The 10,304-nt window shown below is 44.4% G+C and carries 10 protein-coding genes; 5 read left to right on the plus strand and 5 right to left on the minus strand.

Annotated features, from left to right (window positions below):
- Together A3756_RS07740 and A3756_RS07745 are read right to left on the minus strand one after the other, a co-directional pair.
- Positions 1 to 430: NapC/NirT family cytochrome c (locus tag A3756_RS07740; RefSeq protein WP_197481247.1), on the minus strand; the 430-nt coding region annotated here is incomplete at its 3' end.
- Positions 431 to 557: 127 nt separating this feature from the next.
- Complete coding sequence (locus tag A3756_RS07745; RefSeq protein WP_068514287.1) at positions 558 to 2,186, minus strand: cytochrome D1 domain-containing protein; 1,629 nt, start codon at positions 2,184 to 2,186, stop codon at positions 558 to 560.
- 397 nt (positions 2,187 to 2,583) lie between these two features.
- On the opposite strand from A3756_RS07745, the gene norR reads away from it, so the two are divergent.
- A complete protein-coding gene (gene norR, locus A3756_RS07750) occupies positions 2,584 to 4,197 on the plus strand; it encodes a nitric oxide reductase transcriptional regulator NorR (RefSeq protein ID WP_231875509.1) in 1,614 nt (537 codons plus the stop codon).
- Positions 4,198 to 4,326: 129 nt separating this feature from the next.
- Positions 4,327 to 5,505 (plus strand): mechanosensitive ion channel domain-containing protein, encoded by a 1,179-nt coding sequence (locus A3756_RS07755; RefSeq protein ID WP_068514284.1) that lies wholly within the window; start codon positions 4,327 to 4,329, stop codon positions 5,503 to 5,505.
- Here the strand turns inward: A3756_RS07755 and A3756_RS07760 are convergent.
- Positions 5,491 to 5,763: a hypothetical protein gene (locus A3756_RS07760; RefSeq protein WP_068514281.1), complete on the minus strand. Its 273-nt coding sequence runs from the start codon at positions 5,761 to 5,763 to the stop codon at positions 5,491 to 5,493. The genes A3756_RS07755 and A3756_RS07760 overlap by 15 nt on opposite strands.
- Before the next feature lie 180 nt (positions 5,764 to 5,943).
- The gene (locus tag A3756_RS07765) at positions 5,944 to 6,318 is read right to left on the minus strand and encodes a hypothetical protein (protein ID WP_068514279.1); all 375 of its coding nucleotides are present in this window, start codon (positions 6,316 to 6,318) and stop codon (positions 5,944 to 5,946) included.
- A gap of 302 nt (positions 6,319 to 6,620) precedes the next feature.
- On the opposite strand from A3756_RS07765, the gene A3756_RS07770 reads away from it, so the two are divergent.
- The 3 genes from A3756_RS07770 (at position 6,621) to A3756_RS07780 (ending at position 10,069) form a co-directional block, all read left to right on the plus strand.
- Positions 6,621 to 7,118 carry a CoA pyrophosphatase gene (locus A3756_RS07770; RefSeq protein ID WP_197470177.1) on the plus strand — a complete coding sequence of 166 codons (498 nt, stop codon included), beginning with the start codon at positions 6,621 to 6,623 and terminating at the stop codon, positions 7,116 to 7,118.
- A gap of 126 nt (positions 7,119 to 7,244) precedes the next feature.
- Positions 7,245 to 8,330, plus strand: coding sequence for a GGDEF domain-containing protein (locus A3756_RS07775; RefSeq protein ID WP_068514273.1), 1,086 nt, complete (start codon positions 7,245 to 7,247; stop codon positions 8,328 to 8,330).
- A 107-nt stretch (positions 8,331 to 8,437) separates the two neighbouring features.
- The gene (locus A3756_RS07780; RefSeq protein WP_068514271.1) at positions 8,438 to 10,069 is read left to right on the plus strand and encodes a tetratricopeptide repeat-containing response regulator; all 1,632 of its coding nucleotides are present in this window, start codon (positions 8,438 to 8,440) and stop codon (positions 10,067 to 10,069) included.
- On the opposite strand, the gene A3756_RS07785 is transcribed toward A3756_RS07780, so the two are convergent.
- Positions 10,066 to 10,304 (minus strand): EamA family transporter (locus tag A3756_RS07785; protein ID WP_156490354.1); only part of this gene is annotated, 239 nt, incomplete at its 5' end. The genes A3756_RS07780 and A3756_RS07785 overlap by 4 nt on opposite strands.

A 10,304-nucleotide genomic window follows, 5' to 3' on the forward strand; every position in this document is an offset into this window, starting at 1 on the left:
AGTTTCGACACTCGCGTGAGTCTGTCGCTTTCATTTCACCCCAAACTTTCTTTGCCATCGTGAAGCGCTTGGCATCAAACTTTTCTGGCGTATCAATACTTCCCAAAGCTTTATGCCATAACTCATTAGAAGCTTTTATCTTACGAACAACTTTATGCACCCATGGATCAGGCACGTGGCAATCTGAACAGCTTGCTCTAACGCCACTGCGGTTGGTGTAGTGAATAGTTGACTGGTATTCTTTATAAACGTNGTCTTCCATTTCGTGACAACTGATACAGAACTCTAGGGTATTGGTTTGCTCCATCGTAGTGTTAAATCCGCCCCAGAAGATGACACCGACTAACATGAAAAATAATGCTGCCGTGACTGTCGCCCCGAACAATATTTTTCTCGTCATCAGACCTTTAACAAGATTTGCTGCACTCATTGATGAGACTCCCTAGAACTTTAATATTCTAAAATTCAATTACTTAAATCCGAGAAGGTTGAAGAAGAGCACCTAAGTACTCTTCTTCAGGAGTACTAATTACCTAGATAACTATTACTAACGGTAATTAGGTTTTGTGGTTAGCACGGTTAAACACGTTAAACTTACCAGTAGGCGTTGTTAAACCTTTAATACGAGTAATCTCTTTAAGAGTCTTCGCATCGTAAACAACGATTTCACCAGTTGGGTTCTTGTTGTCAGTTCGGTTCCAGACAGATACCCAAACCTCAGTACCATCTTTGTTGAACTCCATGTGCAAGGCCGCTTTACCTTCTTCTTCAGTTACACGAATAGTTTTAACGATTTCGTGTGTGTCCTTATCAAATACCTGAACACTTTGCTGAACTTCTGGCTCTGGGTGCTTAAGCTGATCTGCCCATACATATTGAGATGTTGGATGGGTACGAATAAATACGCCCGCACCGTCTGTCTCAACTGTGTAGCACAGCTTCCACGCTTGGTCAGGATGACCAATCGGGTCGTTGCCCCAAACAGATACTTCACCAATACCTAGGTGAGTCGTTGCACCAACAGGGCCACACTCTTTATCAGTCCAGTTAGCACCAGGACCCGGGTGAGGCAATGAAGCAACATCGATCATTTTCTCTAACTTACGATCTTTCGTATCAACAACAACCATCTTGTTTGAAGCGTTTGCTGCGATTTGGAAGTAACGACCTGTTGGGTCAAAGAAACCATCATGCAAGAACTTAGCAGTATCCATTTGATCAATACGTAGGTTATTGATGTCGCTGTAATCAACCTGCCACATTTGACCTAACTCTTTGATCGCAACCATCCAAGTTGGCTCATTAGGTGTTGTGTAGATCGCCGCAACGCGAGACTCTTCGACATACTCACCGTCAACATTAACACCACGAGAAGAAACTACTTTCAGAGGTTCAAGTGTTTCTGCATCCATGATTACGAAGTGCGGAGGCCAATAACCACCAGCGATAACATATTTGCCATCACCGGAAACAGCGATATCTCGTGCGTCATACGCCATTTGAGTTTCAGCTACCAACATCTTGTCTGGCGTCTGCCATAAATCGATCTTGTTAACCTTACCGTCACGACCAATGGTGTACCAGAAACGACCTACGTCTTTCGCATGATCAGTTTTATGGTGCTCAGTACCCTTGATTACGTGTACTGCATAACCCGTATCGATGTGTGCAACAATTTCATGTTTGTCACCATCGATGATGGCAGCAAGACCTGCATCACGCTCAATGACAACAAAGAAGTTCTCCCAATTACGGCCATGTAGAGGTTTAGTTGGATAGTCTTTAAGAGCGATATATTCTTTGGTCCGCTCTTTCATCATCGCTAAAGACATCTCTGGTGGAACAGGAGGCTCCAACTGAATATACTTCGCAAGAAGGTCAATCTCATCTTTAGTGAAGAGATCATCAAAGTTGTTCATGCCACCTTCAGTACCTAGCTCAATAATACGAGACAGACGCTTGGTTCCTTTCTTAAGGGTTTCTTCAGGCATCAAACTTTTACCTGTTGCCCCCTTACGTAATACACCATGACAACCCGCACAACGCTGAAAGTACATGGATTTTGCTTTGTCGAATTCTTCAGGGGTTAAGGTTGGTGCAGTGTTTGTTGCTGCCTGAACCCCGGCTCCCATGCCAACGCCCATTGCTAGAGCTAATGCTGACAATATATGTTTTGTGTTCTTCATCGTATGCGAACTCCTGTTAATTGTTGTCGCTATTTGTCGTTTGGGTCTTTTGTCCGACTTCCCCCTTTAAGCCGTGAATCCCCAATAAAGCTATAAGAAGTGCTATGTTCGAAAAAAGTTACTACTCCAAAAATATGTGTTGCTATCTTCTTACAACGTCTCTCTCAAAACGTTATCTTCCTCTCTAACCACACCTACCCTTAAAGTGGTAGATACCTCCTTCCTTCGTGGATAGATCATTTGAAAAGACGGTTTACTTGACCTCAATCAAATTAACACCGCTCCCTCACTGCCATACTCCGCTTCGATTCCGGAGGTCTCACCTAGCTATACTCAAGTTTCGTACCAACACATAAAGCGCTGAAAAATAACAATATTTATAACAAGGGAAATCATAATGACCGCCTTAGCAAGAAATCATTTCGACAACAGTGAGGTAGATATGACAACAACAGGTTCATTATTCGAGACGATTACGGCGATCATTTCCGACCTCCCTAGAGACTTACCTGAAGCAAGTCGCTATCAGCGACTGCTTAACAATATGCAGAATATATTTCCGTTCGATGCGGCGGCGGTTTTGAAACTGGAAGGCAGTCAACTTCGCCCTATTGCAATGAAAGGATTAAGCGATGACGTACTAGGAAGACGATTCATCATTACTGAACATCCCAGACTGTCTCAAGTGATCCATTCAAAAGGGCTGGTACACTTTGAGGCGAACTCAGACCTACCTGACCCTTACGATGGATTAATCGGTGAAAACAACCAACACCCTGATGTACACGACTGTATGGGCATTCCCTTATTAATTAATGAAAAGCCGTGGGGACTACTTACCTTAGATGCGCTTGAACCTGGCACCTTTGACCAGATTGATAAGGACCAGCTGAGGACATTTACCAAACTCACCGAAGCGGCGGTTAAGGCAGCCGTACGAATCGATTCACTTGAAGCCAGTGCAGCTCACCACCGATTAGTCAGTCAAACTTTGCTGAAAAGCTCTGACAGCGAGATGATCGGCCAGAGCGATGTGATGATGAATCTGAAAGATGAGCTAGATATCGTCGCACAATCTGACTTGAGTGTACTGGTGCTCGGTGAAACAGGTGTTGGTAAAGAGCTCGTCGCACGACAAGTTCACAATATGTCTCCACGCTCCAAAGGGCCGTTGGTTTATGTAAACTGTGCAGCGCTCCCCGAGAATATTGCAGAAAGTGAATTATTCGGTCACGTCAAAGGCGCATTCTCTGGCGCGGTTTCAGACCGAGCGGGGAAATTTGAAATCGCACATGAGGGGACACTTTTTCTTGATGAAATTGGTGAGCTTCCCTTGTCCATCCAGCCAAAGTTACTCAGAGCGCTGCAAAGCGGCGAGATTCAGCGTGTCGGCTCAGATAAGAACATTCAGGTAGACGTACGTATCGTCGCCGCAACCAATCGCGACTTACAAAACGAGGTCGCAGAACATCGATTTCGAGCAGACCTTTACCATCGACTAAGTGTCTACCCGGTTCACATACCCCCTCTTCGAGAAAGAGGCAAAGATATTCTCTTACTTGCGGGTTATTTACTAGAAATAAATCAAAAGCGCTTAGGTGTCGAAGGACTCAGAATCACGAGCGATGCCAAGCACCTCCTCACTCAATATGATTGGCCCGGAAACGTACGAGAGTTAGAACATATGCTCAGCCGCTCAGCATTAAAAGCGATTGCTGATCAAGGCCGACACAACCGTTCCATCGTTATCGACGCCTCCTACCTGGATATTCACCTTCAAAACGGTCAGCCAAAAACTAACGGCAAGGAACACCCGCTAGTGAATGAAGCGAACAGCAACCTTTTTTCATTTACACCAAAAGGGAATCTTAAAGACGCAGTCGATGATTTCCAGAGAAATTATATTATTCATATTCTGGACCAACATCAGGGAAACCAGGCGGCTGCAGCACGTGACTTGGGCGTAAACCGAAGTAATTTCTATCGCTTAATTAAACGCCTGGAGCTATAAAGGCTTTAAGAGAAGCAAAGCTTTCCCTTGATTCAAGTCTAAAGTTCATCATAATTAGCTAAGATCTGACCGTTGGCGTCTGCATGAAGCAATGCGACACAAGCTCACTTTTCTTAGGCGTCTTTTACTATGCAAGCTTTAGAGTGGTTATTACCGCAGTTGTCCACAACAACATGGACAGCACATATTCTGGTATTTGTATTCAACATTGGCTTATTCCTGTATGCAAAGCCGATTATAAGCTTCATTGATGGCGCACGTGATAGCGGCGTCAAAGTCACACTGTTTCGCGCCTTAAACGGCCTGGTGCTGATTCTTCATATCGTCCATCTGGTTTTTCTCAGACTCAACAATAGCTACGAAAACTTCTTTATACACTTGGGTTTAAGTCTCACCACTCTGTATCTCAGCATCCTGATTTACAGTATTTGTAGCCGCCAATCTCGCAAGAAGTTCGGCCTCGAAAAAGTTGTTGATGAGAAGCCTGTTTTTCTAGACACCTACTCAAGCCGTCTAGTAGATATCATTATCCTGTTTGTCATCATTCTGGCAACGCTGTTCACCCTCATTAAAATTTGGGGCGCCGATAGTATGCTGGAAACGACTGGCATATTCGGAATCCTATTTGCCTTCCTAGCCTTTACCAGCAACATCTGGGCACCTGATATTATTAGCGGCTTAATCATCCTGAATACGCAAATTCTCGAAGACGGAGACGTCGTCGTCATCGGCGATGATGAAACGGAGTATGTCATCAGCAAGGTAACGCTGATATATGTGATTCTCTACGACATCCGTAATAACCATCGAACGCTCGTGCGGAACAATCAGTTCATTCAAAATAAAATCGATAACCTCAGTCGCGTAGCGAGTACTGATGGCGTACGCCAAGCCTTGAGCTACAACATTGGCTACCCTGAATTTGATGGCAAAACAAAAGACGAACGACAAAAACAGCTGGCAGACTTCAAAGCGAAAATCGATAAGTTTTTTAGCCTTGCGCAAGAAAACTGCCTTGAAAAACCCGATATTAAAATCAACCAAACCCGGCAATTCGAGTGGGCACTTACGCACGCGGGTGATTACGCACTAGAATATACGCTGTGGATCTATCTTGATCGAATTCCAAATACAAAAGTTACGGCAACGATTCGAAAGCATTTGATGGGAACAATCTTTCGCGTGAATGACGCGGTATATACGGCGTCCATTATTGAGGGCATTGATTTATCCACACCACAATTAGCGAAACTTGAGCTAAAAAACGTTGAAAATGCTGGCAAGCTTAGCGAACTAGCTCAAGCCTAGAGGCGGCTCATGCTCTTCATTGCGGGAGTCGATTGCTTCTGCATCTCTTAGAGCCTTAACCAGCACCGCATGCTCGTGCGTGGCTTGACCTGAGTGCAGATAATGCTTTGCTGCATCTACCACTTTCTGCCACACCTCAAATCGGTAATTTAAGCTTAACAGAGACTTGGCTATGAAGTCAGAGTCCACACCACTTTCACGCATTTCAGCAGCTTTGGCTAAGGCTTTTTTTAGTTCGTCATCGCTTGGTTTAGTCATAAGTAATGTGCCCCTTCTCCACAAAGAATAATGCCATAAGAACTGGCTCATACTTTAAATATAGCTTATTTGAAGCAATTAAGAGCAAATGCAACGCTTGAGAAAAACTTTAAGGAAAGCAGAAAAGAAAAAGCCGACACTGAAGGCATCGGCTTTTTAATGAATATTCAGCAAGGACACTTAGTGGTCGATAGACGTAAAAATCTTCAAGCCATCAGCTGTTTTGATCAAGTTATAAGACTCACGCCAGTTAGAGACCGTGTCGCCCGAATCGTTCATCATCGTCCATGTGACTGAGGCAAGGAAGCAGCTACGGCCAATCTCGGTGACTTCGAGGTTTTCGTACTTGGTATGTGTTACACCCTCTGCAGAGTGTTTATCAAGCAAGCTTTGGAAATATTCGACCAGGTCAGACGGCGCTGCACACTCCCATACTGCGGCATCTGAAGTGACAGCCAAATAAGGCGCTTGGTATCGACTTGCAATCAGGGCCCCATCAAATGAAGAAAAATCTCGCACAAAGCGGTCAAAGAATTCTTTTATATCATCAAGCATATTTCAGTTCTTATCGCTCAAGGTTACAGGAAGATAAAGAGCCAGAGCCTAGAATCGGCCATTACTCATTTAATGCTATTCAAACACGCAAACTTATCTACTTCAAGCTTTTCTCATGATAGCTTGTGAGTCACGGTTACTTTCAATAAGCGACAACTTGCTTAATGTGAATAAGCTCAGGCACTGAGCTTTATGAAGATGAATTATCTTTAGTATGTTAAGGTAATTTTTCTCAAATTAAATAGAGCTATGACAAGCAAGGTATGCACAACAAAGGTAAAAGAATTCCCGGTAGAAGGTGGATGACACGAGCTGCCGTGGCAATTATTTTTCGGGATCACCCTAGCCAAGGTCGTCAGGTTTTGCTGATCAAACGCGCCGAGCGACCGGGTGACCCCTGGTCTGGTGATATGGCTTTTCCTGGTGGTAAGATGGACGCTACAGATGCCAATATTTATCACACGGCTCTGCGCGAACTACGAGAAGAAATAGGCTTAGATGCCGGCCACCTAGCACCATTAGGGCGCATATCTGACCAGCTCACCAAAACCCACTCAGGTCTACGACCAATGGTTATTTCAGCATTCACCTTCGAACTACAGCTGAATGTGGATTTTGTATTAAACCATGAAGTCGCTGAAACTTTATGGGTGCCAATCAAGCATTTTGAACTTCCGGCCAACCGTGAAAGTATGCAATGGAAGGCTCGCGGGGTATCACTAACAGTGCCTTGCTATTGGTACAAAAGCCGACGCATATGGGGTTTAACCTTACGAATGATTGACGAATTTACAAAGTAGCAATAGTAGTGATGGAAGCGTTACAAAATACTCACCTCAAGTGTCAAATTAATTCAACAAAGTTTTGCTAACATTTCAGTTACTTTTCGACTATATAATGTAGTAATAGTTTAAACAGGTATACCCATGAGCAAGTATTCTGACGCGCCCTCAAATAATCGACAAAATGTCGAGTTATCCGAGAGCGTCAAGTGGCTGCGATTAGCTGTTGCAAAAATAAATGAACTGTCTATTCCCGCCACCCCTGAAGTCTATAGTGTTTGGTACGAATATTATGCAGATAGAAAACTCGACCTAAAAAAAGCGATTGATAAACGTATATCCAAAGGCGGAGATTTTTCCGCGAGCACTTGTGAACATTTGTTCAACGAATATTTCGTTGAAATTCCTGAACAAAAGCTTAGTGAAATGCGTCAAGCGATAAGAGCCTTGATCACCTTACTTCAATCCGAATTAAGCGAACTGAATAGCGGCATGGAGTCCTATAGCGCTGCTTTATATTCCTGTGCAGACGACCTGACTCATGACCCCGAGGTAAACTCCCTTCAATCAATTATTCAGGTTCTATTAGCAGAAACAAAGAAGTGCAGATCCCGAAACCACCAAGCGCTCAGCAAGGTTTATCATCTAAGTTCAGAGATTAACAGCCTTCAGGAGTCTCTAGAAAAAATGGGCGAAGAGGTCTACCAAGATAGCCTTACAGGCGTAGGTAACAGAAGAGGCTTTGATGAGCAGCTCAGTACTGCGATAAAAAAATCCCAGCTAGATAATAGCCCTTTAGCCTTAATTCTTCTGGATATTGATTTCTTTAAACGTGTAAACGACGCGCACGGACACCTTGTTGGAGACCGGGTACTACGCTTTGTCGCCGAGACGATCAAGCGCAGCGTGAAAGGCGGGGACTTTGTTGCCCGTTATGGCGGCGAAGAGTTCGCAATCATACTCCCTAATACCGAAGCAGCTGGTGGCAGCTCAGTCGCTCATCAGGTTCAAGCAAACGTCGCAAAAACAAAGCTCACCAAGAAGAAAGGTGGCACCCCGATAGAAAGTGTCACTATTTCAGGTGGCTTATCCATACTAAGAGAGTGCGACACCGCAGAAAGCTTTCTAAACCGAGTCGACGGCCTGCTTTACGATGCTAAAAGTGCTGGCCGGAATATGATTAGAAGTGATTGTCAGCAAGCTATCAAGATTAAAATAGAGTCACAATAAAAAAAGACAATGGCTCAAGTTAACCTATAATCAAATAAACACCCGCCTACCAAGCGGCATGCTCCNCTCATATTTGAGCTCATAAATCTACACTCATATAAAACCTTATGTCACTGGAAGAATTTGCCAAGAAACGCTTTCTCATCGTCGATGAACTAGACTCCTTCCGTTTTTCTACCAAAAAGACACTGATGTCACTTGGCCTTAAGCTCGTTGACACAGCAAGCAGTGCACAAAATGTTGTCTCAGGTTTTCAGAACGTCAATTACGACGTTACGCTGTGCAACTATGACTTAGGCAAAGGCAAAAACGGCCAGGAGTTACTTGAGGAGCTACGCTACAAGAAACTGTTAAAGTTCTCGGACTTATTTTTTATTGTTTCAGCCGAAGTTGATCGCAGTAAGGTTATGGGCACCGTCGAGAACGAACCCGATGGCTACCTGGTAAAACCGATCACACCCAATGATTTGAAACAACGCTTAAGCAAAGCGCTAAAAATGAAAGAAGCGATGAGTGCAATTGACACTGCTATAGATGATGGCGACTATCACTCAGCAATTGCATATTGTGACGAGAAAATTGCCGAGAAAGGCAATTACGTACTTCGCTGCATGAAGACAAAAGCCTGGCTGCTAAGTAAAATCGGACACATCGACGAGGCACGCGAGCTATACGAAGGCATCCTTAAAGCAAGCGATTTTACCTGGGCCGAATATGGGCTGGCAAGAATCATGATTCGGCGTAAACATTATGAGGATGCAGAAAAACTACTACGGGTCATAATTACCAAAGACCCGGAGCAAGTTGAAGCTTTGGACCTTCTTGCGCAGGTACTGCAAAGACAAGATAAAACCAAAGAGGCCCAGGCAACCGTCGAACAAGCTATCTCGCGGTCTCCAAACTCCCTGCACAGACAAAAGCAATTGGCAGAGCTATGCTCAGAAAATAAAGATAGTAAGGGCGCAATCGAAGCCTATCAAAACGTAATGAAGCACAGTGAACAGTCTGTCTACGCCCGGCCAGAACACTGCTTCGATTTCGTTAATTACCTTGCAGACGTTGCCAAGCAAGAGGGTGGCGATATCAATGCCAACCCACATGTTAAGGAAGCCTTCGACTTGCTTGATAAAAGTGCCAAACGCTTCGCTAATCAGGGGAATATCGAAGAGCATACAAAATTAGTCGCTGCCAATGTCAATGCAAATATCGGCAACATCGACGAAGCCAAGCAAGCTCTTGACGACCTGCTAGGCGAAAGTCATGACGCTCAAGACCTCTCTGCGAGTAGCCTTAAACTAGCAGCACAAACACTAAGCAGTCTGGGGGAAGAGGACAAGTCGGAACATTTACTGGAACGCGCGGCTGACCTGGCAAAAGAAGATAGTGCACTGGTTGAAGATATTTACTCGCAGCTCAACAAGGGAATTGGCAGTGAAACCCGCCAGCGAGCAGCTAAAATTAATAAAATGGGTATCAAACTCTATGGAGAGAAAAAAGTTAAAGAGGCAGCAGAGGAGCTAAGACGCGCCCTTCCCCTCACCCCAAGGCATATCTCGCTCAACCTGAATTTGGCGCAAGTACTACTACGACTATATAAACGCAGTGCGGATGCTAGCTTATTGAAAGAAGTCGACGAGTACCTGCATCGAGTCAGACATATTCCCCGTCACCACAAAGAGTATTCACGCTATCATTATTTAATCGAGCGCCGCGCCAGCATGGAAGAAGCAAAAGACTAAAGCGACTCCTCTTTCAGTGGCGCTTTCTTCCTACCTTCTATATAGCGACGGAAATAGCTTCGTAACAAGGGTATGCGGTAAACCAGTATCCCACAAAAAATTAACACACAACCCAGCAGCTGATTGCTTGTCATTCTTTCGCTTAAGAAATATGCGCCTAAGATTGCTGTCCACACGGGCTCCAGAATAAAAACCATGGCCGCACTGTTTGGGTCCAGTTTTGCTAGCGCTTTAG

Source organism: Oleiphilus sp. HI0086, assembly GCF_001635225.1.